The following is a 22677-nucleotide window of genomic DNA, read 5'->3' on the forward strand; positions in this document are numbered from 1 at the left end:
GACAGTGAGGTCGACGAGGGCCCGGTCGAGCACGACCAGAAGACGTGAGGCGGCAGCCGCGTACATGTTCATGTCGCCGGCCATCATCGGGCTCCTGTTGTTCTCGCTGGGCCCCATGGTCGCCTCGCTGGTGCTCAGCTTCACCCAGTACGACATGCTCTCGTCCCCGACCTGGGTGGGCGGTGACAACTACGCCACCCTCGTCAGGGACCCGCTGTTCCTCAAGTCGCTGAGGGTCTCCCTCACCTACTCCGTCATCAGCGTGCCGATCACCATGGTGGTGGCCCTGCTGTTGGCGATGTTGTTGAACAGCAAGCTTCCCGTGATGGGATTCTTCCGCTCGGCCTACTACCTGCCCAGTGTCATCAGTGGCGTCGCAGTCGCCATGGTCTGGCGGTGGATGTACAACGGCGAGTACGGCCTGATCAACGTCGTCCTGGGATGGTTGGGCATCGACGGACCGGCATGGCTCACGGACGAACGATGGGCCCTGCGAAGCCTCATCTTCATGAGCGTGTGGGGTTTCGGCGGCACCATGCTGATCTATCTCGCGGGCCTCCAGAGCCTGCCCACCGACCTGTACGAGGCCGCCCGCGTCGACGGTGCCAGCACCCTTCGCCAGCAGTGGTACATCACGTTGCCGATGCTGTCGAACGTCACCTTCTTCAACCTCGTGATGGGCATCATCGGCAGCCTGCAGGTGTTCGCTGAACCCTTCGTCCTCACCAACGGCGGCCCCAACAACTCGACCATGTTGTTGCCCCTGTACCTGTACCAGAACGCCTTCACCTACTTGAAGATGGGCTATGCCGCGGCCATCGCCTGGGTCGCCTTCGCCCTCGTGATGGTGCTCACCCTGCTCGTGTTCAAGTCGACGCCCGTGTGGGTGCACACCGAGGCGGGTGAGAACTGATGCCGGCGACCAAGCGCACCAGACACCTGCTCAATTCCACGTTTCGGGTGGCATTGCTCTCGGTGGGGTGTTTCTTCGTCCTGTTGCCCGTGATCTGGATGGCCCTGACCTCCCTGAAGTCGGCCGACGAGGTCTTCAAGACCCCACCCGTGTGGCTGTTCAGCCCCCAGTGGGGCAACTTCGCGGAGGTCATGCGCCTGGTGCCGTTCCAGCGGTTCATCCTCAACACCGCCACCATCGTCGGCCTCACCGTGTTGGGAACGCTGCTGTCGTGCTCCTTCGCCGCGTACGGGTTCGCACGTCTCAGGGCGCCCGGCAAGAAGTTCTGGTTCACCCTGCTCATGGCGACCCTGATGTTGCCGAGCACCGTCACCCTGGTGCCGACCTACATCATGTTCAACAAACTCGGCTGGCTGAACACCTTCGCCCCCCTGGTGGTGCCCGCCTTCTTCGGATCGGCCTTCTTCATCTTCCTGTTCCGCCAGTTCTACCTGTCCATCCCGCGCGAGGTCGAAGAGGCTGCGCGCATCGACGGCGCCAGTTACCTGCGCATCTGGTGGAGCATGTTCGTGCCCCTGTCGTTTCCCGTCATCGCCACCGTGACGGTGTTCACGTTCGTGGGTGCCTACAACGACTTCTTCGGCCCCGTCATCTACCTCACCGACGAGAGCAAGCAGACCATCGCGGTCGCCCTCTCCTACTTCAGCGGTTCACCACGAATCGGCCCTCAGATGCACCTGATGATGGCGGCGACGACCATCGCGGCGCTCCCATCCATCGTCGTCTTCCTACTGGCGCAGCGGTACTTCGTCCGCGGCATCGTGCTCAGTGGGGTCAACAAGTGACTAGTGCGAAAGGTCCCATCATGACCATCTCGGAGATCTCCCGCCGTGCCGTCCTCGGCGGCCTCGGCATCGGCGCCACCGCCGGACTGGTGGGGTGCTCGAACGACAACGGTTCCTCCCAGTCCACCCCGACCGTCTCGCCGGGATCAAGCGACCAGCCGATCGAGGGGGCGAAGGAACTCACCGTCTACTGCTGGTCGAACGGACCCACGATCGACGACAACTTCAAGAAGCGCGTCGCCCTGTTCAACGAGCAGTACAAGGGTCGGTTCACGGCCAAGATGAACTTCCTGCCCTATGACCAGTATTGGCAGAAGGCGCAGTTGCAGTACGCGGCCGGCAAACCCTTCGACATCTACTACTGGGATGTGCAGGCCTACGCCCACTACAAGAAGAACCTGGTCGAGAACGTGCAGCCGGTGATCAACACCACCGCCCTCGCCGACACCACGAAGTTCCCCAGTGCCCTGTTCGACCCGTGGCGCTTCGACGGCAAGAACCTCTACGCCGTGCCCGAGAACATCCAGTCGATGTCGTTGTTCTACAACAAGGACCACTTCGACGCCGCCGGGCTCAAGTACCCCGACGAGACCTGGAGCTGGGACGACGTCGTCACGGCCGCAGGCAAGTTGAAGAAGACCTCCGGGAGCAAGGTGACCCAGTGGGGACTCGACATCGGAACCCTCGGTGTCTGGTGGGGCCTGCAGTCGCTGAGCTGGGCCGCGGGTTCGTCGTGGGTCGACAAGGCCCTCGAACCCACCAAGTTCCAGATGACCGACCCCGCCACGATCGAGGCGATGAAGTTCACCCAGGACCTGATGTGGGACAAGCACATCGCTCCTCGGCCCGAGGAGCGCAACGCCCTCAACCAGGCGGGCGCCAACTTCTCGTCCGGTGCCATCTCGATGATGTGTGATGGCACGTGGGCCATTTCGGGTTATCAGCAGATGAAGGCGAAGTGGGACATGACCGCCATTCCGCTGTGGAAGGGCAAGCGGGTCGCCCCCTACTGGTTGGGCGGATGGGTGATCCCGAAGAAGACGGCGGCCAAGACCGCGGCCGAGACCTTCGCCACGTGGAGCGCGACCACCTTCCAGCCGCAGATGGCCAAGAACCACGACTGGATCCCGATCAGCAACGAGGCCAGGAGTTCCAAGGACATGTTGGCCGGGATGCCGGCAGGTTTTGCGAGCGCCTTCAAGGACATCGAGAACGCGAAGATCGGCGACATCTACACCGCCAACATGCAGGAGATCTTCAACCAGGTCTTTGGCGTCAACCTCGACGACCTCTACTTCAACCGCAAGACTCCCGAACAGGTGGCCCAGAAGATCCAGGAGATGGCGACGGCGAAGCTGTGAGCCGGAACCGCACACGATGAACACCTCAACCCGACCCGGTCCCCGGGTGGCTGCCCCGTGGCGGGTCGAGCCTCTCGACGGGGCCTACCGAGTGACCACCGACGACCGTGTCGCGTTCGTGGAGGTGATGCTGCCCGCCACCGTGCGGGCAGTGCATGGCTTCACCTCCTCCTGGGGGCTGGAGTTCCGACCCGTGGGCGGCGAGCGAGAACTCACCCTCGCGGTCGAATCCGGACGATCGAGCCAGGGAGCGGTCCCGTGGCTGGGGATCGAGACCGACGAAGGGTGGTGGACGCTGACCTGGCACTGGAGCGGCAACTGGGCAGCCACGGCCGCACCCACTGCGGACGGGTGCCTGGTCACCATCACCTTCCCCGACCACGTCGGGGCCGGGGCAGCGAGCCCGGCCCTGACCATCGCCCACGGCGCGACCCGCGGGTCAGCGGGAGTGTGCCTGACGGGGGCGCTGATGGGCGCCGCGCCACGGCGGGCGCCGCTGTTGACGGAGTGGAACCACTGGTGGCCCTACGAGGACGCGGAGATCAATGAGGACGTCTTCCTCGCCAACGCCGCCGTCGCCGCCGAACTGGGGCTCGAGGTGGCCGTGCTCGACGCCGGCTGGTTCGGGGCCGACGGTGACACGGAGTGGTACCGGGTCAGGGGTGACTGGCACCTGGTCAACAACGCCCGCTTCCCCCACGGCCTGGCCTGGTTGGCCGACCGCACCCGTGACCTGGGCATCGACTTCGGGGTGTGGATCGAGGCCGAGGCCCTCGGAGAGGACGCCGCCGTCAGCATCGAGCTGCCCGAGATCGTCGCCCGCGACGAGCACGGCACCTCCCTCGGGTACGTCTGTCTGGGGTCGGCGGCGGGTTTGGAGCGGGTGAGGAACCAGGTCGTCCAGCTCGCGACGACCACCCGGGCCCGCTGGATCAAGTGGGACTTCAACCTCGACCCGGGGCGGGGGTGTCGACGTACCGACCACGGCCACGGGTCCGAGGACGGTCTCGTCCAGCACTACCTGGCGCTCTACCGGCTCTTCGACGAGTTGCATGAGCTCTTCCCCGACACGGTGTGGGAGGCCTGCGCCTCGGGTGGCCTGCGCATCGATGCCGGCCTCGCCGAGCACGTCGACGCGTTCTTCCTCTCCGACCCCGACTGGACCGAGCACCACCTGGCCGTGCTGTGGGGCGCCAGCCAGCTGCTGCCCGCCAGGCAGATCCTGCACTGGATGCAGAGCGAGTGGAGGGGCGAGCACAGGTTCCAGAAGGTCGACTACTCGGGCACCCTGCTCCGGGCCACGGCCTTCGACACGATGGTGCGGGCGGCACTGCTGCACCGGTTCGGGGTCAGTGCGCGGCTGACCGAGATGCGACCCGACCTCAAGGTGCGCCTCGCCGCCCACGTGGCCGTGTGGAAGGAATGGGTCAGGCCGCTGCTCGAGAACGGGAGTCTCAGCGCGATCACTCCCCAACCGTTGATGGACGAACAGGGACATCGGACCCCAGCCTTCCAGCTCGTGGACGGAGCCACCCGACTGGTTGTCGGGTTCAGGCTCCCCCCATCGTGGGAGTGGGAGCCGGTGGTACCCCAGGGGCTGCAGAAGGGCCGCCATCGGGTGACACCGCTCCCTCGGGGATCCGGCGAGCCGGTGGAGCTGACCTCGGACGAACTGACCGGTACGGGGCTGCCGCTGCCACCCCGCGATCACGACTCGGCCCTGTGGCTGGTGGAATGGCTCCCGTGACCGATACGACACCCGCCGACAAGCAGGAGAAGGTGGTGGGGGCGGAGCGCGTCCTCGCTGTGCTCGTGCTGCTCGCCGAGCAACCCGACGGCGTCTCACTCGACGATCTCGCCACCCAGCTCGTCAGCCCCAAGTCGACGGTCCACCGTGCCCTCACCACCCTGCGCCGGGTCGGCTTCGCCACGACCACCGGTCATGGCCACTACCTGTTGGGCGACGAGTACCTCAGGCTCGCGTTCCAGCACCAGGAGGCCCGCCCCGACCACCTCCGGGTTCGTCCGATCCTGACCGAGTTGGCGTCACGGTTCGGGGAGACGGCCCACTACGCGGTGCTCGACGGACGATCGGTCGTCTACCGGTCGAAGGCCGACCCCCCACGCGGTGGGGTCCGCCTGACCTCGGCCATCGGCGGACGCAACCCCGCCCACCTGACCGCTGTCGGCAAACTGCTTTTGGCCCATCAGGTGACCACCCGCGAGCAACTGTTCCGCTGGGTCGGGGCCGCGCCCCTCGAAGGACGCACCCCGCACTCCATCACCGATCCACTGAGACTGCACGAGGCCCTGGAGGAGGTGCGCGACCTCGGGTACGCCACCGATGACCAGGAGAACGAGGTGGGCATCAACTGCGTGGCGGTCGCCGCCTACCTGAACTCCCCCACTCGTCCGTCGGGTGCCGTCAGCGTCTCGGGGGTGGTGTTCCGCACCCCCCTGTCGGGATTGATCGCACGCGTGGACGAGATCAAGCAGGTGATCGCCGGCGGTTAGGCCCGGCCGTTGCCCGCCAGCCATCGACATCGGCACCGGGCAGGCGCATGATGCGAGCATGTCCACCCCGACCGAACCTTCCGACCACCGACACTCCCCCACCACCGGGGTGAGCGTCGAGACCCTCAGCGACATCGATCTCGGCCCCGAGGTCGAGGGGATGGATGGCCTGCAACTGAGGCTGCGACGGGTGACCATGGCCCCGGGCGCGATCTTCGGCCCGATCCACGACCACGTGGGTCGTCCGGGCGTGGTCTACGTGCTCGAGGGGACGATCACCGACCTCCGCGACGGCAGCGCCACGGACTACGGGCCGGGGCTGGGTTGGCCCGAGGACCACACGACCGAGCACTGGCTCGAGAACCGGGGAAGTGTCCCTGCTGTCGAGGTTTCCATCGACATCGTCGACCTGCGCACCTGAGTCGGGCCCCGCGTCGGGGGTTCGCCAGCGACACCGGTCCGAGGGTCGTCGATCAGGAGTTGGCCTTCGAGGTGAGCCGCCTCACGCTCAGCGGCAGCACGAGCGCCACCATGGCCGGCATGACCCACCACGCCTCCAGACGGGTGTGATGGCCGACCAGCCAGGTGGCCACCAGCCCCACGACGACGGCTGCGGCCACGAGCCAGTCATCGCCGACGATGAAGTCCCACCAGAATGCCCCGAACGACCTCAGCATGCGCATGTCAAACACCTCTCATACCTTCGCCGGCACGTGATCGCCCGACACCGTCGGTGCCGCGTTCGTCCGCCGGAACACCCGGACGAGCAGCAGCGCGAAGACCAGCACCAGGGGGATCAGCACCAGCAGTGCGGCGTCGGCTCCGGGCCAGTGGGCCCCGGCGCCCTCCGCCCCCCAGAACAGCCCGAACGAGGTGAGCATCACTCCGACCCCGAACTTGAGCGTGTTCTCGGGCACTCTCGACAGCGGCGCTCTCACGGCCATGCCGACCGCGGCCACCACCACCACGGCGAGCCCGGCACCGACAGCGGCCAGGGGCAGGTTGTGCTGGTTGCTGCCGAAGGTCAAGGCGATGAAGACCACCTCGAGCCCCTCCAGCAGCACCCCCTTGAAGGCGAGCGTGAAGGCGTACCAGTCGCCCACCCAGGGGCGGCGCTCAGCCGAGGCGGAGCGGGCGGCCAACACCTCGCGCTGGAAGGCAGCGTCCTCGTCATGCAGGGCCTTGTTGCCACTGGCGCGGAGAATCGCCTTGCGCAGCCAGCCCAACCCGAACACGAGCAGCAGTCCACCCACCACCAGGCGCAGCACCCCGAGCGGCAGGGAGGCGACGGCCGGGCCAAGGGCGGCGATGATCACGGCGAGGGCCAGCAGAGCAACCGACATCCCCTTCAAGGCGGACGACCACCCGCGGGTGGTGCCGACGGCGAGCACGATGGTGAGCGCTTCCACCGCCTCGACCACGCATGCCAGGAAGACGGCCAGGAACAGGGCGACACCGGTCACGCGGCGATCCTTCGCTTGCTCGGGAGCTGGCTCCCGACGGCCCGGGCGGCCGCGTCCCCCATTTCACCACTCCGGGACGAAGCCACGAGCCCGTGTCAGGAATGCCCCATCCGACCTGGTCGCCCGGGGCGTGCCCGGATCATTCCCCGACGGCGCGGCGACGAGAACCGACCTCGTCCGATTCGTCGACGACGGGGACCTCTTGGGTGTCGTTGGTCACGGGCACGCGGGGTGACAGCGGCGCAGGTGCCGACAGGTCGATGGTCCGTACGGTGCGGGGCACCAAGGGCTTTGAGACGTAGGTGGGAGTGGTGACGGGAATCGGGTCCCACAGCGAACCGGTGCCCGTGATCGGCACGCTCAGTTCCACGGAGAGTTCGGCCTCAGCCGCCTCACGCAGTTCCGCGGGTACCGCGAAGCTGATGGTGTCGTTCTCCCACCCCGCCTGGATCTGTTCCACCCGGCGATCGAGCCGCTCGTTGAGCGAGACGACCGAGTAACGAGCGACCGCGACGAACAACCCCAGCAGTCCACCGGGGATCGCTGCCCCCCACACGGGCACGGACGGCACCCAGCCCGGCGCCCCACGCAGGGCGAAGGGCAGGGCTGCCGTGACGACCGTCAGGGCCAGCAGCGTGAGCATCACCCGACGGCGCCGCACTGCGGCGGCGCGGTGGGCCTGCTGCACCTCGTACAGACCCGCCCTGCGGGTCATCGGCGTGGAGACCTCGCACTCGCCGGCAGCGGGGTCGACCAACGCGCCGGCCCGGCGGATCAAGGTCATGGAATCGGCGAACGACTCGTCCTCGTCCTCGATCGTCGAGCCCGAACGGCGGGAGGCGTACCACGGAATCAGGTAGGCGAGACCAGCGATCACCACAAGCGCGAAGATGATGCCGGTACCCATGCGGAACACCGTACGGCGACCCGCTCGACCCTCGACCCAAGCTCGACGGTGTGTCGGGAATCGATTGACACGAGCTCGAGTGGTGGTGTTTTGTTCGCAGCCCCTGAGTCGCGCCGCCTCCGCGCCGGAGGGCTCAGTCGCCCAACAGGACGCACCTCACCGAAGAGCCGGCGGTCACCACTTCGGTGTCGGCGTCGATCACCACCAAGGCGTTCGCCCTCGCCAGGTCGCTGAGATTCTGTGAGTCGCCACCGGCGAAGACCTCGACCCGGTGCACACCCGTCTCGTCGCGCACCACGGCCGGCACCACCGTGGTCACTCCCACCGGGGATCGCAGAACAGTGGGGGTGATCGCCCGAACCATGGGCTGAACGGCCGGGTCGGCACCCATCAGGGTGCGGACGATGGGACGGGCGAACAGTTCGAAACTCACGAAGGCGCTGAGCGGACGAGCCGGCAGCATCAGCATCGGCACCTTGTCGTCGCCGATCAGCCCGAATCCCTGCTGTCGTCCGGGACGAAGAGCCAACTCCGCGAAATCGGTGAGCCCCAACTCGGGCATGACGGCCCGCACCAGGTCGTCCGACCCGTCGGCCACACCGCCGGTCGAGATGATCAGGTCGGCCCGGATCAGCTGGTCCGAGATGGTCTCCCGAATCACCTCGGGGTCGTTGCTGACCACACCCACCCGCCAGACCTGACAGCCAGCACGCTTGGCGGCCGCGGCGATCATGAACCCGTTGGCGTCGTGCACCTGGGTGGGATGGCTCAGCCGGCGTCCCGGTTCGACGAGCGAGTCGCCCACGGACACGACGACCACTCGGGGGCGAGGACGCGCCAGCACCTTGTCGAAGCCCAGGGCAGCCAACAGCCCGGCGGTTCGTTCGTCCAGCACCTGGCCCTCGCGGGCGAGCACGTCTCCGTCGGTGACGTCCTCACCGCGCTGGCGCACGTACTCGCCGGCCCGAACCGATTCGAAGACCTTCACCTCGCTGTCACCACGATCGGTGAAGGGCAGCGGCAGGACCGCGTCGGCGCCGTCGGGCAGTGCCGTGTGGGCGTCGACCCGCACCGCCGCACCCTGGGAGAGTTCGCTCCCGGCGTCGACCACGGCCAAGGTGATCGGCTCGTCGTTGCTGGCACCGGCCACGTCGTCGGAGCGCACCGCATAGCCGGCTTCGGTCGCCAAGGCGGCGCGAGGCAGGTCGGAGTGGGCCGTGATCTCCTCGCAGAGGGCGAGACCGAGGGCGTCGAGCAACTGCATTCCGAAGGGTGGCAGCGGCTCGACCAGCGAGAGCAGGTAGTCGCGGTGCGCCACGAAGGCCCGCAATCCGTGCTCATCGACCTCGGGGCCCTGGGGAAGGGTCGGCTTGGGGGGCTCCACCTCGACGATGGGCTCCTTCTTCTTGCGTCCGAACAGCGGCATGCTCCTTACGATAGGCGAATGACCGATCCCCAGACGCCGCCCGCACCGGCCGCGCACGCACCCGAGCTGGATTCGGTGAAACGGACCAAACAACTGCTGAGGCAGGCCTCGCTGGTGCGCCGGGGTTCACTGTCGGACGAGCACCGCGCGGAGTCCGACCGCGCCCGGAGCCGACGGCTGTGGCAGTTGCTGACTCCCACCGGTCGCGTGGCAATGTACCTGTCGCGCCCGCCCGAACCCGACACCCTGGCGCTGGCGAAGGTGCTCACCGAGGCCGGACGACCCGTCCTGGCTCCCCTGCTCACAGGACGAGCCGCCGACCCGACGTGGGCGCTGCTCTCGGCGATGGCCCAGTTGCGGACCGGCCCCCTGGGAATTCCCGAGCCGAACGGCGCTCCGTTGGCTGCGGACGCGCTGACCCACGCCGACACCATCGTGGTCTCGGGCCTGGCCGGGACCGCCGACGGGGCCCGCCTCGGGGTCGGCGGCGGATGGTTCGACCGTGCCCTGAGCCACGCCCGGCCGGATGCCGACATCGTGTTGCTGCTGCACGATGCCGAGGTGTGCACCGACCTCCCCCTCGAACGCCACGACCGTCGGGTTCGACACATCGTCACCGAGAATCGGACGATCACCTGCTGGTGATCTCTGTCCGCGGTCGACGCCTCCTCGACTGGCTCGCACCTGCAACCTGGTTCGCCGAGGGCGTGGTGGCACGGTTCTTCGTCCGAGCAGCGGCGCGGCTAAACTGCCCCGGGGGCAACCCCCACGCAGGTAGTCCAGACTCCAGAAGAGATGCCGATGCCCACCTATCAGTACCGCTGCACCGAGTGCGGGGCCGACCTCGAGGTCGTCCAGAAGTTCACCGACTCCGCCCTCACCGAGTGCCCGGAGTGCGGCGGCGACCTGCGCAAGGTGTTCAACGCGGTGGGCGTGGTCTTCAAGGGATCGGGCTTCTACAAGACCGATTCCCGAGGCTCGAAGAGCGCCTCGTCGCCTGCAGCCAGCGGCGCGGGGTCCAATGGTGCTGGGTCCAGTGGTTCTGGTGGCAACAGCGTCGCCGGTGGGGGCGAGTCCGCTTCCCCCAGTCCCGCCGCAGCTTCGACGGGGTCCTCCTCTGCTGCCAACGGCACGACGAAGGTCTCTGCGTCAAGCACTTCTTCGCAATCCACAGCCAAGGCCAGCTGACCTCGCCGATCTGTGCACGAGTGGTGCAGCAGTGGTCTCTGCACCGCACAACTGAGGTGTGACCCGCCTCCCCGACCTGGCCCGCACCCGCGACTCCTTCGTGGCCGCCCTGCGCTGGCACCGCCGAACCTTGGCAGCGCTGGCCGTCGGACTCGCCGTCCTGAGTGCACTCTCGGTGCTGCGACCCGACCCTCCCCCGACCACCACAGTGGTGGTCTCAGCCCGTGACCTGCCTGCTGGCACGCACCTGTCGCGCGGTGACCTGCGGCTGGTGGAGTGGCCCGACGTCGCTGCCCCTCCCGGTGCACCGACCTCCGTCGACCAGGTTGCGGGGCGGGTGCTGGTGATTGCCCTTCCCCGCGGTACCGCGCTGATCCCGGGCGCAACGCTGGGTGAGCGCTCGGCCGGTGCGGGGCAGGTGCTGGTTCCCTTCAGACTGTCCGACCCCGCGGTGGCCAGCCTGCTGCGGGTCGGAGACGTCGTCAATGTGGTCGCCCAGTCGGCCGACGGGGAGGCACGGACGATCGCCACCTCTGCCCGGGTGAGCGCGCTGGTGGCCGACGCGGCGGCAACTGGCCCCCTGGGCGGGGGCGTGACGGCCTCAGACGAAGGTGTGGTGGTGATCGCGACAGATCCAGCCACGGCCGAGCGGGTGGCGGCAGCGTCCTCGTCCGAGGGACTGTCGGTCACGCTGGGAGCGCCCTCGTGAGGTCCATCCACGCCCACCTGGTGCACCGGGGCGTGTCAACACCTGGGCTGACAATTGGCTCAACATCCTGCGCCCTCCGGCCCTGCCTGCACGCCACGCCTCAGCGCCGTGAGTAGGCTCTCGCCTCGAAGTGGGTCCGTCAGTCCCTGCCTGGGGCTGCCACTTCGACAACAGAAAGGAGATCCCATGAAGGGGTTCAAGGACTTCGTCATGCGCGGCAATCTCGTCGAGCTGGCCGTCGCCTTCATCATCGCCACGTCGTTCGCGGAGGTCGTCAAGACCTTCACCGCCATCATCCTCGCCCTGCTGGGCAAGCTCGGTGGCACCCCGAACTTCGACAAGTACGCCCCCGGAGGCATTCCTGTGGGCGTCTTCCTGACCGCACTGGTGGCATTCCTGATCCTCGCGGCCGTGGTGTACTTCGGCATCGTCAAGCCCTACGAAGCCGCCAAGGCTCGTTTCGCCAAGGACCCGGAGGTGGTCGAGGTGGCCTCCCCCGAGGCCGTGCTGCTCACTGAGATTCGCGACCTGCTCAGCGCTCCTCGCGTCTGACCCCAGGGCTTCACCGCCTCGCACACGCGGCGGGTGGGGCCACATCGAAGAACCCCTCGTCACAACGGAGTGGCGGGGGGTTCTTCCATGGCTGTGGTGTCGGCGGGGTTCCCGGCGGCCTGACCGGTCGGGACGTCTCGTCCGGGGACAGGCTCCCCGACGAGTGCCGGAGCCGGTGCCCGGAGCCGGTGCCCCGATGCCGCCCCGGTTGCCGCCTCTTCGCACCACCTGCCTCGCCTCGGCGCAGTTGCCCCCGACCAGGGGTAGGGCAGGTGCACGTTCCGGGGGCAGGTTGCGAGGGAAGCGGGCAGGGTGGTTGACACGCACCCGCCGATCACCGTCCCCCTGCGCGGGACCTGTCCACGGTGCGCAGGGGTTCCCCCCGTCCCGCGCCTAGTCAGACGTTGCCGTGGTGAGGCGGCCGGTCGGCCAGTAGCCGCTGTTCGGCAGGGCCGAGCACCGCGGGCCCGACGCGGTGGGTGCGGTGGAGGCCCGTCAGCCCCGTCAACCTCCGCACCGAGGCAAGAACGGCGTGGAGCTGTCCAGCACCCAGCGTCCGTACCAGGTCGGCCGGCAACGGGTGCGGCCACGCTTGTTCGGCTTGCTGGCACTGCATTCGGTGCTCGCGCAGCCGGTCCCTGTCCCACCCGGACGAGGCCAGAGCTGCCACCAACGCCTCCGGATCCGGGCCCGGCTCCTCGTCCGCCACGTCCTCAGCGGGATCCTGTCCCGTGAGGGCCAGTCGGACGGCCCGCAGCCACGGATCGCCGAGCGGGGCCGGATCCGTCACGGGGTCCAGCCCTCGTCCACCGTGGTGCCGTCGGGAATCGTCCGGGGTTCGTCCGTGGTCAGGGACACGTCGCCCACAACGGAGACATCCCTGCCGAAGGTGAAGTCGCCCTTCACACGCAGCGCACTGGCCCGGCTGAGCGAGGGTGCATCGGGCACCCTGCGGTCGAAGTCCTTGATCACCTTGTAGTGGTCGCCGTCGAGATCGACCAGCGGGGTCGAATCGCCGGTGGCGACGAGTCGTCCCAGGTCGTCCAACCGGTAGCAGTCGGAGCGAACCAGCAGTAGCTCGTTCGTGGTCTTCACCGGCAGGAACCGTGACCGATCGACGCAGATGGCCGTGGCGCCCTCGAAGACCTCGATGGCGGCGCCCATGGCCGACTCGACCTGGATGACCTTCGGTGTCGACTTGTCGGCCGGGTCGACCGTCTTGGCGTTCTTGATCAGCGGGAGCCCGAGCACGGAGTCGCGCTCGGCCAAGGTGTCGCGCAGCGCCTGCAGGTCGAACCACAGGTTGTTGGTGTGGAAGAAGGGGTGGCGGTGTTCGTCGGTGAAGAAGTGCATCTCGTCGTCAGCCGTCTGGGCGGTGTCACGCAGGATCAGCTGTCCGTCAGCCTTGCGGATGGCCAGGTGTCCACCCTTGCGGTCGTTGACGGTTCGGTGGCAGACCTCCGCGGCGTACGGCGCTCCGGACGAGGCGAACCAACCCGCGATGCGGGGGTCGGGAGCCGCACCGAGATTGTCACCGTTGGAGACGGACGCGTAGCGGAATCCGGCCTCGAGCAACTGGTCGAGCAGCCCTGATGCCTCCAGAGCCGTGTACAGATCGCCGTGACCGGGCGGGCACCATTCGAGCGTGGGATCGGCCGGCCACTCGACGGGTTCGAGGGTGTCGGCGGTGAGCTTGGGCTCCTGGTTCTGCAGGAAGTCCAAGGGCAGACCCTCGACGGGCAGGTCGGGGTGGGCAGCCAGCGCTGCCAGCGAGTCCTGCCGGGTGCGGAAGGAGTTCATCAGGATCAGCGGGAGCCTCGCCCCGTAGCGTTCGCGGGCTGTGAGCACCTGCCCGACGATCAGGTCGAGGAAGGTCTTGCCGTCGCGCACCTCGAGCAGGGTCTTCGCCCGGTCGAGACCCATCGAGGTGGCCAGGCCGCCATTGAGCTTGATCATCACGGTGCGGTCGAGCGCTGCGTCCGCGTCCTCGTCGGTGACGTCGACCTGGTCGAGCATCGGCACCTCGAGCATCGGCTCGATGCTCTCCTCGAGGATCAGCCCCGATGCTCCTGTCTCGAGCTGCCGGTAGTAGTGGCTGAACACCTCGATCGCGGCTTCCGCGACACCCGCGTCTCGCATCTTCTGCTGGGCCTTGGCCAGTCCCTCAACACTCATGGGGCCAGTCTAGGGACGCGCGGACTCCGACAGAGGCGGGGCGGGATTGTGGCCAACCCCGCCGCTCCATCTAGGCTGATCCTTGGACTTCTGCATTCCTGGACCTCGGCTCAGGACCGGAGCCCATGGCCCTGTAGCTCAGTGGATAGAGCAGAGGTTTCCTAAACCTTGTGTCGTAGGTTCGACTCCTATCAGGGCCGCAAGACGTGAAGAACCCCGCCGTCCATGACGGCGGGGTTCTCCATTCAGCTGCTGCGGTCAGACCGCGCGGGTTGCGCCCAGTCGGTCAGTGGAGGCTCAGGCCTCGGCACCCTCGGACGCCTTGGCCTTGGCGAGCTCCTCTGCGGGGATCGCCTTGATCTGGCCGATCAGGTCGTCCAGCTGGCGGCCGTTGAGCAGGCCGGCCTGGCGGAAGACGAGCTGCCCCTCGCGGAAGGCCATGATCGTCGGGATCGAGCTGATCTCCAGGGCGGCAGCGACATCGCGCTCCGCCTCGGTGTCGAGCTTGGCAAAGGTGACGTCCTCGTGGCGGTTCGAAGCGTCCTCGTAGATCGGGCCGAAACGCATGCACGGGCCACACCAGCTCGCCCAGAAGTCCATCAGCACCACGTCGGATCCGTCGATGGTGCTGGCGAAGTTGTCCTTGTTCACGGCAACGGTGGCCATGTCTTGTCCTCTCGTCAGCCCGCCTCTTGGTGACGGGCACGGTCACGTAGTGGAACGCCCCTGCGGGTTCACACTATTCCCGGCCACGAACGTGCCCGGGCTCACACCGGGCGGACGAACAACCCCTCGGCCACGGTCGGCGCCACCTCGCACTCGTGCTCACCGACGAGCAACGTGTAGCCGTAGGGGGCCAGGCGCACCGTCATCGTCACCCCGGGGCGCACCCCGGCCTCCGCCAGGTGCGAGAGCACCTCTGCCTCGGCTTGCACGTGTTCACTCATCCGCACCAGCCTGACCTGCACCTCACCGGAGGCGGGGACGAGTTCGTGCAGCGGCACGTTGTCCTCGCGGAAGTCCTCCGGCGTGCTGGTCAGACCCAGGTCGACCAGTCCGGGGATCGGGTTGCCGTAGGGAGACTCGGTGAGGTCACCGAGCATCGACACGAGCCGCGCCTCGACCTCGTCGGAGATCACGTGCTCCCAGCGACAGGCCTCGTCGTGGACGAGTTGCCAGTCGAGACCGATCACATCGGTGAGCAGGCGCTCGGCCAGTCGGTGCTTGCGCATCACGGCCACGGCGAGGTGATGCCCCTGGTCCGACAGCAGGATCCGTCGGTCGTCCGCGACGTGGAGCAGCCCGTCGCGTTCCATCCGCGCGACCGTCTGCGACACGGTCGGGCCACTCTGGTGCAGCCGCTCCGCGATCCTGGCCCGCAGCGGTGGGATGCCCTCCTCGATCAGTTCGTAGACCGTCCGCAGGTACATCTCGGTGGTGTCGATCAACTCACTCATGGTTGCTCCCCCTCGGTCGTGCCGGCCGCCGTCAGCCAGCGACCGCGGCGCATCACCCGCCGCAGATGTGCACCATCGTCCAACACGCAGAGGTTCGCCAGCCTTCCCGGTGACAATTCCCCCACCTCGTCGAGATGGTGCCATCGCGCGGGTGAGGTCGAAGCCATCACTGCTGCCTCGCCGATCCCGACACCCACCTCGTCGACGAGGAAGGTGACTGCCTGGTCCATGGTCAGGGTCGAGCCCGCGATCGGTCCGGGGGCATCGCCCGCCACCACGATGCGGGCGACCCCGTCGAGCACGTCGACCTGCAGGCTGCCCAGTACGTAGCGCCCGTCGGCTTGTCCCGTGGCAGCCATGGCGTCGGTGACCACCAGCACGCGGTCGATGCCGGCCGCCTCGATGGCCATCCGCACCGTGTCAGCGTGCAGGTGGATCCCGTCGCAGATCAGTTCGACCGACACCCGTTCGTCGGTCAGCAGCCACGGGATGGGCCCCGGCTTGCGGTGGTGGATGCCGGTCATGGCGTTGAACAGGTGCGTCACGGTGGTCACGCCTGCCTCGATGGAGGTGCGGGCCTGGTCCCCCAGCCCGTCGGTGTGGCCGAAGGCGACTGCGACACCCGCCTTGGTGAACTGCTTGACGGCATCCATTCCGCCCGGGAGTTCGGGGGCGAGCGTGACCATGGCGATCGCCTCGCCGCCGGCTGCCAGCAGTCGTCCCACCGCTTCGGGAGTCGGGTCGATCAGCAGGGTCTCGTCATGGGCGCCCTTGTGGGCTTGTGAGAGGAAGGGTCCCTCGAGGTGGATCCCGTCGACCTCACCGGCCTCGACCAACCTCCGAAGACCGGCCACCTGGGCGACCAGGTCGTCGAGGTGCTCGGTCACCGTCGAGGTGAAGAGGCTGGTGGTGCCGTGGGCGCGGTGGTACCTGACCGCCGTCAGCACGTTCTCGGGATCGGGATCGGAGTAGCTGTGGCCCGCCGCGCCGTGGCCGTGCACGTCGACGAACCCGGGCACGAGCCAGCCCTCGACGAATTCAGCATCCGGGTCGATGCCGGGCGTCACTGACACGATGCGATCGCCCTCCACATGCACCGTGGCCGCCTGCGCGTGGGCGCGGCCCAGACCGGTGTCGACTCCGGTGACGACGTGGTGGGCGGCGATGGCGGGCATGCATGGACTCCTGCTAGTGGCGCGTGGGACGCGACCTGGGTCTGAGGGGGTGGGGCCAGTCTGTCAGATGAGCACTGTGGCGACCGGGGCAGACCGACACCTGGGGCGTGGGCCAGACTGCAGTCATGGAACAGCGCCGCGTCATCGTGCCCGCCGAGCGGGTGCGCCGCTGGTTCGAGAACTTCGGTGCCCGCCATGGTGGCTTCTCCTTGGTCTGGGACGAGGGCCACGTGATCGCGCACGCGGCCGATGGCGCCGAGGCAATGGTGTCGTCCGGCTGGGGCGCGCTGCCGGAGCTGGTGGAGGTGGAGGACCTGAGCGCGTGGTTCCTGACCGAACGCACCATCGGGGTGGTGGTCGCCCGCAAGGGAGCCCACGCGGTGGCCGTGTTCGAGGGCCGGGAGTTGCGGGCCAGCAAGGTCGACACCCACTACGTGCAGGGTCGCACCAAGGCGGGGGGCTGGTCGCAGCAGCGCTACGCCCGCCGACGGCAGAACCAGGCCGACAAGGCATATCACGAGGCGGCGGACGAGGCTGCCCGCATCCTGCTGCCCGTGCTCGAGAGCCTCGAGGCCGTGGTCTGCGGTGGCGATCACCAGGCGATCGCCACCATCCTGCAGGACCCCCGCCTCGCCCCACTGCGACCGCTGCTGTCGGGCCACGGGGTGCTCCCCGCGCCGGAACCCCGGCGGGTGACCCTGATCGAGGTGGTCGACCTGGCCAGGTCCGCCACCATCACCCTCAACGAGTTGGCCTGAGCGGGAGTCACGGCGGCCCGGCCTGGGGCACCTCGACACGGGGCGCCCTGGGATCTGCTCGGCCCTGGAGCTGCGAATCGTGCACCTGAACGGCACATCGCAGCCCGATCGGGACGTGATTGCCGAGTCAGGTGCTCGGGCTGCAGCTCGGCAGCTGGGCTGCTCCGTCTGCGTCCCCGTGCTCCCAGCCCCGCCGCCCCGGCTCCATCACGTTCAACCCGTCACGAAGCCGAGTTGTCCACAGGCTGTACGGAGGTCGTCCTCCGGCGGTCCATGGTTGGGGCATGGGCAAGCACGATGACGAGATCGGCCACCTGCTGCGCCGCTCCCACGGCGTGATCAGGGCGTCCTCGCACCCACACCTGCGAGCGGCCGTGACGAGTTTGGTCGCACAAGGGGTGCTGGTGAGGCCGGCACCAGGGTTGGTGGCAGCAGCCTCCATGCTGGGCCAGCTCGAGACCTCCCTGGAGATCGTGCGTGAGTGGCAGCCAGACGCGGTGCTGCTCGGGCGGGCGGCGATCGCTGTCGACTGGTGCCCGGAACTTTCCTGCGAGGAGGTCTCCATCGCCATCAGCGGACGACCCACCCGAACCGTGCTGGGGCTCCGGGTGTTCCGCGCTCAGTACCCCGGTGAACTGGTGACGGAGCGCCATGGTCACCTGCTGCTGACCCCGCCGGCCGCGGCCCTGTGGAGTGCCGCACGCGGGGACTGGGACCCGTTGTGCACGACCCTCCGGCGGCGCGGCGATGTGACCCCAGCCACCCTGATGAGGACAGCCGCCCTGGCACCACGGGCCGAAGGACCCGGCTGGCGCGCCGCGGCCGCTCGCGCCCGGCGCAACCCGTGGTCGGTGGCCGAGGTCGACCTCCACGACTTCTTCAGGGCTGCACGCCTCATCGGCTGGGAGGGCAACCCACGCATGGTGCTCGACGGGAGGGTGGTGTTCCCTGATGCCCGGTTCGTCGCATCACGGACGATCGTCGAGGTCGACTCCGAGCAGCACCATGGGGGCCTGGTGGCGCGGATCCGTGACAACGAGCGCCGAAACCTGTTCACGAGCCACGGCTGGAAGGTGCTCAACCTGACCCCGACCGAGATCACCACCCAGCCCGGGCGCGCCATCGCACGCATCCGGCAACTGCTGCACCAGCGAGAAATGCTCCCCGTGAGGCCACAAGAGCGGCGCGCCCCGGCCGCCTGAGGTGGTCACACCCGTCCTGGGTCTGCAGGATGTGCACCCGAAACGCCCATCGCAGCCCGATCGGCACGCGATTGCCCGTTCAGGGGCGCTCGCTGCAGTTGGCGTGAACGTGTCGGGCGCTCCGCACCTGCGAAGTAGCGGGGCTCGGCCCAGGTCTGCAACGTTCCAAGGCGATCAGGGGTTGAGGCGGGTGCTGCTCCAGTCACCATCCAGCAGGGTCGAGGCCACCCGGTCGTGCAGCCGGCTCGGCTGCCCCTGCCAGAACTCGAACCGGCTCGGTCGCACCCGGTAGCCGCCCCAGCCGGGCGGGCACGGCACCTCGACTCCGTCGAACCGTGCGGTGACCTCGGCGAGGGCGCGGTCGAGGTCGTCCCGACCCGCGAGGGGCTCACTCTGGTGCGAGGCCCAGGCCCCAAGCTGCGACCCGCGGGGACGCGTCGCGAAGTACGCCTCGGTCTCGGCCCGGTCCACCGCCGTCGCCGCGCCCTCGATGCGCACCTGCCGCATCAACGACGGCCACCAGAACAGCACGCTCACCAGCGGGTGGTCGGAGATGTTGCGCCCCTTGCGGGAGGTCGCGTGGGTGAAGAAGACAAGCCCACGCTCGTCCCACTCCTTCAGCAGCACCACCCTGCTGGTGGGCTGCGGACCGGCCGGTGTCAGGTCGACGGTGCTCACGACCATCGCGTTGGGCTCGTCGAGGCGTCCGGCCTGCTTCTCGGCCGTCGCCTGCTCGAACCACGCCCCGAAACAGCCCCACGGGTCGAACTCGGTGAGATCGAGCGGCAGCAGGTCGCCGTGGTAGTCGACGCGCTGGTCGTGGAGATTGCGGGTGTCGTGGAGGTTGCGGGGGTCGTGGACGCTCCCGGGCTCCTGCGGCTCGCGGGTGTCTCCAGGTTTGCCGAGTACGGGCATGCCATCAGCCATGGCCCCATTGTTCACCCCCCAAGACCACCAGCTCCCGCCAGCGGCGGCTTTGACACAATCGGCCCATGACCCTGCGACTGCCCGCCCACCTGCTGCCCGCCGACGGACGGTTCGGCAGCGGTCCGACCAAGATCCGGCGCGAGGCTCTCGAGGCCCTGGGACGGGCCAGCGACCTGATGGGCACCAGCCACCGGCAGGCCCCAGTGAAATCCCTCGTGCGGCGGATCAAGGAACAACTGGCCGCCCTGCATGGTGCCCCCGAGGGCTACGAGGTGGTGCTCGGGAACGGGGGCTCCACCCTCTTCTGGGACGCGGCGGTCAGCTCGCTGATCGACCAGCGCAGTGCCCATGGTGTCTACGGGGAGTTCAGTCGCAAGTTCGCCACCGCCTCGGCACGGGCTCCCTTCCTGGCATCCCCGGCCATCAGCGAGGCCGAGCCGGGATCCATCGCCCTGCCCACGGCCACGGACGCGGACGTGTACGCCTGGGCCCAGAACGAGACCTCCACGGGGGCCGCGGCCCCGGTCGTCCGCCCCAACGGCACCGAGGGTGCCCTCGTGGTGGTGGACGCCACGTCAGCGGCGGGCGGCATGGAGGCTGACCTCTCGCAGACCGACGTCTACTACTTCGCACCGCAGAAGAACTACTCCTCCGACGGCGGTCTCTGGCTGGCCTTCTGCTCACCAGCAGCGCTGGAACGCTCCGCGCGGATCACCGCCGAGCGTTGGGTGCCCGACACGCTCAACCTCACGGTGGCGGCCACCAACTCGGCCGCCGACCAGACGCTCAACACCCCGGCGCTGGGCACGCTCTTCCTGCTCGACCAGCAGTTGCGCTGGATGCTCGACCAGGGCGGCATGTCGTTCGCGGCCGGCCGCACCCGGGCATCGTCCCAGACGGTCTACGAGTGGGCCGAGGGTCATGAGTTGGCGACGCCCTTCGTGACCGACCCCGCCCTCCGCAGCCAGGTGGTGTGCACGATCGACTTCTCCGACGAGGTCGACGCGGCCGCACTGGCCAGGCAGTTGAGGGCGAACGGCATCGTGGACGTCGAGCCGTACCGCAAGTTGGGTCGCAACCAGTTGAGGATCGCCTGCTTCACCTCGATCGATCCCGAGGACGTCGCCCAGCTCACCCGGTGCATCGACTGGCTGCTGGAACAACCAGACCTCGAGGCCTGACAGCGGCGCACCCCGGGAGCCGGGCGGGGTCGTCCGAAGGTCAGCGGCGACGCCCGATCAGGGTGACGGCGCCGGCGAGGATCGCGACCACCAGGGCGATCCCGATGGCGAGCACCGTGCCGCTGGTCTGGCTCTGCCAGATGCTGGGCGCCTTGGTCGGCTGCACACTGGGCTGCGGCGACTGGCTGCTGCCGGACGAGGGGGTGGCCGAGGCCGACGGGGTGGGCGTCGGGGCTGGCGGGGTGGCAGTGGAGATGCCGGTCGGCAGGCTCATCGGCACGACCGTGCTGGGGCTCCCCGTGTCCCCGACCATCAGCGGTGCCCCGGCGATGCCGGTGGTGATCGACTCCCCAGCGGGCCAGCCCTCGATCGGACCCCGGGCCACGGTCGCGAACGTGTAGGCGTTGACGAGGGTGACCCCGAGCGGACTGCGCAACGCCATCTGCTGGCCGTCGGCGGTGAAGGTTCCGTCCGAGACGTCAGCCGGCGCGCTCCCCACCCGTCGCAGCGCGACCGTCGTCCCGGCGGTGGGCTGTTGGGCAGGTCGGTAGATGCCCGGGCCCTGGCCCCTCGTGACCACGTAGAGATTGCCCTTCGGGCTCACCAGCAGGGCCGCCGCGTCGTGCGCCCCGTCGGGGTAGGTGAGGGTGAACACCTGGGGATTGCGTGACCCACCACGTGGCTCGGCGATGCGCAGCACCTGGATCGAGCTGCGGGTGGCCTCGCGGTCACCGATGTCGCCCACGTAGAGCACACCGTCACGCCAGGCCAGCGCCTGCACGTCGGTCACCTTGGGCGCGGGCCAACTGACCGTGCTCACCGTGGCACCCGTCTCGCCGACGGCTGTGACCTCGTTGGCCGTGGGGTTGCTGACCATCCAGAACACCGACCGCTCGGCGTCCCCGGCCAGACCGGTCAGCGCGGGGGTTCCCTCAAGCTTCAGCACGCCGTCGTCGGCACCCGCCGGCAGCACGCCCATCACCTGGGACGAGGCGAGCAGGGCCCCCGCGACCGCGGCGTGGACCAGTCGACGCGTGACCCGGGTGGTGAGCCGACGATCGGGGCGTCGTCCGTGGTGGCGACCGGCAACAGTCATGACAGCAATGCTCCCACGACCACGATGATCACCAGCACGACCAGCACACTGGTGACGATCAGGCGGCGGGAGCGTGGGTTCACGCTGACCAGAGTAAAGCCCGCACCCATTGGTTACCGTTGGCCCATGGGCGAGTTGCGGATGCACGCGTTGTCGATCCACGAGGTGCGCGACATGTTCGGCGCCGACGCCGAACTGGCCGGCCGGCTGCGCGCGATCGCCTCCGACACGTTCCGGGTGCCAGCCGCGGAGCAGCGCCCCCGAGGCCTGTTGGGCAAGCTCGGACCGATGTTCCGGTCCAACCCCGGGCCGGTCGTGCCCGATGGCACGCCGCTGCCCTCGGACTGGGAGACCCTGATCCGTGGCCACTACGTCGCCCCCGACCGGCTCGAGGTGTCGTGGAAGGTGGTCGACGCGTGGGTCGATGCGCTCGACTGGCAGACCTGGCACGCCGACCTGGGTTCCCGACAGCTGGATGACCTCGACTTCGCCCTCACCAAGGCCGGTCTGCCCAGCCGATTCGGGCTGCGCAAGTTGATGGCGGACGATCCGCAACTGCCTTTGCGAGCCGCGAACGGCATGCGGATCGGCTACTCGAAGTCGGGGCACGTCACCGCCACTGCTGGCGAGTTGGGAGCGGTGCTCGACCGGGTCGAGGGCGAGGAGAACCTCGCCCGGGCGCGCAGCCTGCACGCCTTCCTGTCACTCTTCCCGGGACTGGCCGAGCAGGCCCGGGGAGCCGGACGCCCCGGCCCCGACCTGTTCCTGGTCTGGTGGGAGACCCCACGTGAGCAGCTCGGCAGCTGAGCGCTGACCATGCGGGCGGGG

General features: G+C 68.5%; 25 protein-coding genes and 1 tRNA gene. 15 read left to right on the plus strand and 11 right to left on the minus strand.

Translation table 11 applies throughout. From position 1 onward, the window contains the following. Positions 1-64: 64 nt before the first annotated feature. The 6 genes from QQZ11_RS02370 to QQZ11_RS02395 are packed head-to-tail and all read left to right on the plus strand — an operon-like array spanning position 65 to position 6054. Positions 65-913 (plus strand): carbohydrate ABC transporter permease, encoded by an 849-nt coding sequence (locus QQZ11_RS02370; protein WP_051139628.1) that lies wholly within the window; start codon positions 65-67, stop codon positions 911-913. Then, a complete protein-coding gene (locus tag QQZ11_RS02375) occupies positions 913-1758 on the plus strand; it encodes a carbohydrate ABC transporter permease (RefSeq protein WP_284548478.1) in 846 nt (281 codons plus the stop codon). Before QQZ11_RS02370 ends, QQZ11_RS02375 begins: the two co-directional genes overlap by 1 nt. Positions 1759-1778: 20 nt before the next feature. Beyond that, positions 1779-3119 carry an ABC transporter substrate-binding protein gene (locus QQZ11_RS02380; protein WP_284548479.1) on the plus strand — a complete coding sequence of 447 codons (1341 nt, stop codon included), beginning with the start codon at positions 1779-1781 and terminating at the stop codon, positions 3117-3119. Between the two features lie 16 nt (positions 3120-3135). After that, positions 3136-4866, plus strand: coding sequence for a glycoside hydrolase family 36 protein (locus QQZ11_RS02385; protein ID WP_284548480.1), 1731 nt, complete (start codon positions 3136-3138; stop codon positions 4864-4866). Then, positions 4863-5633 (plus strand): IclR family transcriptional regulator, encoded by a 771-nt coding sequence (locus QQZ11_RS02390; RefSeq protein ID WP_284548482.1) that lies wholly within the window; start codon positions 4863-4865, stop codon positions 5631-5633. The genes QQZ11_RS02385 and QQZ11_RS02390 overlap by 4 nt, the downstream gene beginning before the upstream one ends. A 58-nt stretch (positions 5634-5691) precedes the next feature. Beyond that, positions 5692-6054, plus strand: a complete 363-nt coding sequence (locus QQZ11_RS02395) for a cupin domain-containing protein (RefSeq protein ID WP_284548483.1) — start codon at positions 5692-5694, stop codon at positions 6052-6054. A gap of 52 nt (positions 6055-6106) precedes the next feature. Here QQZ11_RS02395 and QQZ11_RS02400 read toward each other — a convergent pair whose 3' ends face one another. The 4 genes from QQZ11_RS02400 to QQZ11_RS02415 all read right to left on the minus strand — a co-directional run bounded on the left by QQZ11_RS02400 (position 6107) and on the right by QQZ11_RS02415 (position 9429). Next, entirely contained in the window at positions 6107-6316 is a 210-nt protein-coding gene (locus tag QQZ11_RS02400) for a hypothetical protein (RefSeq protein ID WP_284548484.1), read from the minus strand. Positions 6317-6328: 12 nt separating this feature from the next. Next, entirely contained in the window at positions 6329-7096 is a 768-nt protein-coding gene (locus QQZ11_RS02405) for a COG4280 domain-containing protein (RefSeq protein WP_284548485.1), read from the minus strand. 139 nt (positions 7097-7235) lie between these two features. Beyond that, entirely contained in the window at positions 7236-8003 is a 768-nt protein-coding gene (locus QQZ11_RS02410) for a hypothetical protein (protein ID WP_284548486.1), read from the minus strand. Between the two features lie 133 nt (positions 8004-8136). After that, complete coding sequence (locus tag QQZ11_RS02415; protein WP_284548487.1) at positions 8137-9429, minus strand: molybdopterin molybdotransferase MoeA; 1293 nt, start codon at positions 9427-9429, stop codon at positions 8137-8139. 18 nt (positions 9430-9447) lie between these two features. Here QQZ11_RS02415 and QQZ11_RS02420 point away from each other — a divergent pair, with 18 nt between their 5' ends. The 4 genes from QQZ11_RS02420 to QQZ11_RS02435 all read left to right on the plus strand — a co-directional run bounded on the left by QQZ11_RS02420 (position 9448) and on the right by QQZ11_RS02435 (position 11878). Then, positions 9448-10074, plus strand: a complete 627-nt coding sequence (locus QQZ11_RS02420; protein WP_284548489.1) for a 5-formyltetrahydrofolate cyclo-ligase — start codon at positions 9448-9450, stop codon at positions 10072-10074. 156 nt (positions 10075-10230) lie between these two features. Further along, entirely contained in the window at positions 10231-10617 is a 387-nt protein-coding gene (locus tag QQZ11_RS02425) for an FmdB family zinc ribbon protein (RefSeq protein WP_022909467.1), read from the plus strand. A gap of 58 nt (positions 10618-10675) precedes the next feature. Continuing rightward, the gene (locus QQZ11_RS02430; protein WP_284548490.1) at positions 10676-11326 is read left to right on the plus strand and encodes an SAF domain-containing protein; all 651 of its coding nucleotides are present in this window, start codon (positions 10676-10678) and stop codon (positions 11324-11326) included. Between the two features lie 186 nt (positions 11327-11512). Continuing rightward, a complete protein-coding gene (locus tag QQZ11_RS02435) occupies positions 11513-11878 on the plus strand; it encodes an MscL family protein (protein ID WP_022909465.1) in 366 nt (121 codons plus the stop codon). Between the two features lie 397 nt (positions 11879-12275). Here the strand turns inward: QQZ11_RS02435 and QQZ11_RS02440 are convergent, their stop codons facing one another. Continuing rightward, entirely contained in the window at positions 12276-12668 is a 393-nt protein-coding gene (locus QQZ11_RS02440; protein WP_022909464.1) for a hypothetical protein, read from the minus strand. After that, positions 12665-14053: a UTP--glucose-1-phosphate uridylyltransferase gene (locus tag QQZ11_RS02445; protein WP_284548491.1), complete on the minus strand. Its 1389-nt coding sequence runs from the start codon at positions 14051-14053 to the stop codon at positions 12665-12667. The genes QQZ11_RS02440 and QQZ11_RS02445 overlap by 4 nt, the downstream gene beginning before the upstream one ends. A gap of 127 nt (positions 14054-14180) precedes the next feature. Here QQZ11_RS02445 and QQZ11_RS02450 point away from each other — a divergent pair. Beyond that, positions 14181-14253, plus strand: a tRNA-Arg gene (locus tag QQZ11_RS02450). A 97-nt stretch (positions 14254-14350) separates the two neighbouring features. Here the strand turns inward: QQZ11_RS02450 and trxA are convergent. The 3 genes from trxA to QQZ11_RS02465 form a co-directional block, all read right to left on the minus strand. Further along, entirely contained in the window at positions 14351-14719 is a 369-nt protein-coding gene (trxA, locus tag QQZ11_RS02455; RefSeq protein WP_022909462.1) for a thioredoxin, read from the minus strand. Between the two features lie 101 nt (positions 14720-14820). Continuing rightward, positions 14821-15510, minus strand: coding sequence for a metal-dependent transcriptional regulator (locus QQZ11_RS02460; RefSeq protein WP_284548494.1), 690 nt, complete (start codon positions 15508-15510; stop codon positions 14821-14823). After that, positions 15507-16685: an N-acetylglucosamine-6-phosphate deacetylase gene (locus QQZ11_RS02465; RefSeq protein ID WP_284548496.1), complete on the minus strand. Its 1179-nt coding sequence runs from the start codon at positions 16683-16685 to the stop codon at positions 15507-15509. The genes QQZ11_RS02460 and QQZ11_RS02465 overlap by 4 nt, the downstream gene beginning before the upstream one ends. 125 nt (positions 16686-16810) lie before the next feature. On the opposite strand from QQZ11_RS02465, the gene QQZ11_RS02470 reads away from it, so the two are divergent. Both QQZ11_RS02470 and QQZ11_RS02475 read left to right on the plus strand, forming a co-directional pair. Beyond that, positions 16811-17443, plus strand: coding sequence for an acVLRF1 family peptidyl-tRNA hydrolase (locus tag QQZ11_RS02470; protein WP_284548498.1), 633 nt, complete (start codon positions 16811-16813; stop codon positions 17441-17443). A gap of 284 nt (positions 17444-17727) precedes the next feature. Continuing rightward, positions 17728-18645, plus strand: a complete 918-nt coding sequence (locus QQZ11_RS02475; protein ID WP_284548499.1) for an endonuclease domain-containing protein — start codon at positions 17728-17730, stop codon at positions 18643-18645. A gap of 174 nt (positions 18646-18819) precedes the next feature. Here QQZ11_RS02475 and pdxH read toward each other — a convergent pair whose 3' ends face one another. Next, positions 18820-19572 carry a pyridoxamine 5'-phosphate oxidase gene (pdxH, locus tag QQZ11_RS02480; RefSeq protein ID WP_284548501.1) on the minus strand — a complete coding sequence of 251 codons (753 nt, stop codon included), beginning with the start codon at positions 19570-19572 and terminating at the stop codon, positions 18820-18822. Between the two features lie 65 nt (positions 19573-19637). Between pdxH and serC the strand changes: the two genes are divergently transcribed. Continuing rightward, on the plus strand, positions 19638-20753 hold the full coding sequence (gene serC, locus QQZ11_RS02485) for a phosphoserine transaminase (RefSeq protein ID WP_284548503.1): 1116 nt from the start codon (positions 19638-19640) through the stop codon (positions 20751-20753). A gap of 40 nt (positions 20754-20793) precedes the next feature. Here the strand turns inward: serC and QQZ11_RS02490 are convergent, their stop codons facing one another. Then, positions 20794-21849: a hypothetical protein gene (locus QQZ11_RS02490; protein WP_284548505.1), complete on the minus strand. Its 1056-nt coding sequence runs from the start codon at positions 21847-21849 to the stop codon at positions 20794-20796. Between the two features lie 126 nt (positions 21850-21975). Here QQZ11_RS02490 and QQZ11_RS02495 point away from each other — a divergent pair, with 126 nt between their 5' ends. Beyond that, complete coding sequence (locus QQZ11_RS02495) at positions 21976-22656, plus strand: hypothetical protein (RefSeq protein ID WP_284548506.1); 681 nt, start codon at positions 21976-21978, stop codon at positions 22654-22656. Positions 22657-22677 lie beyond the last annotated feature (21 nt).

Origin of the sequence: Aestuariimicrobium sp. T2.26MG-19.2B (assembly GCF_950101875.1) — a bacterium.
Taxonomy (GTDB): Bacteria; Actinomycetota; Actinomycetes; order Propionibacteriales; family Propionibacteriaceae; genus Aestuariimicrobium; species Aestuariimicrobium kwangyangense.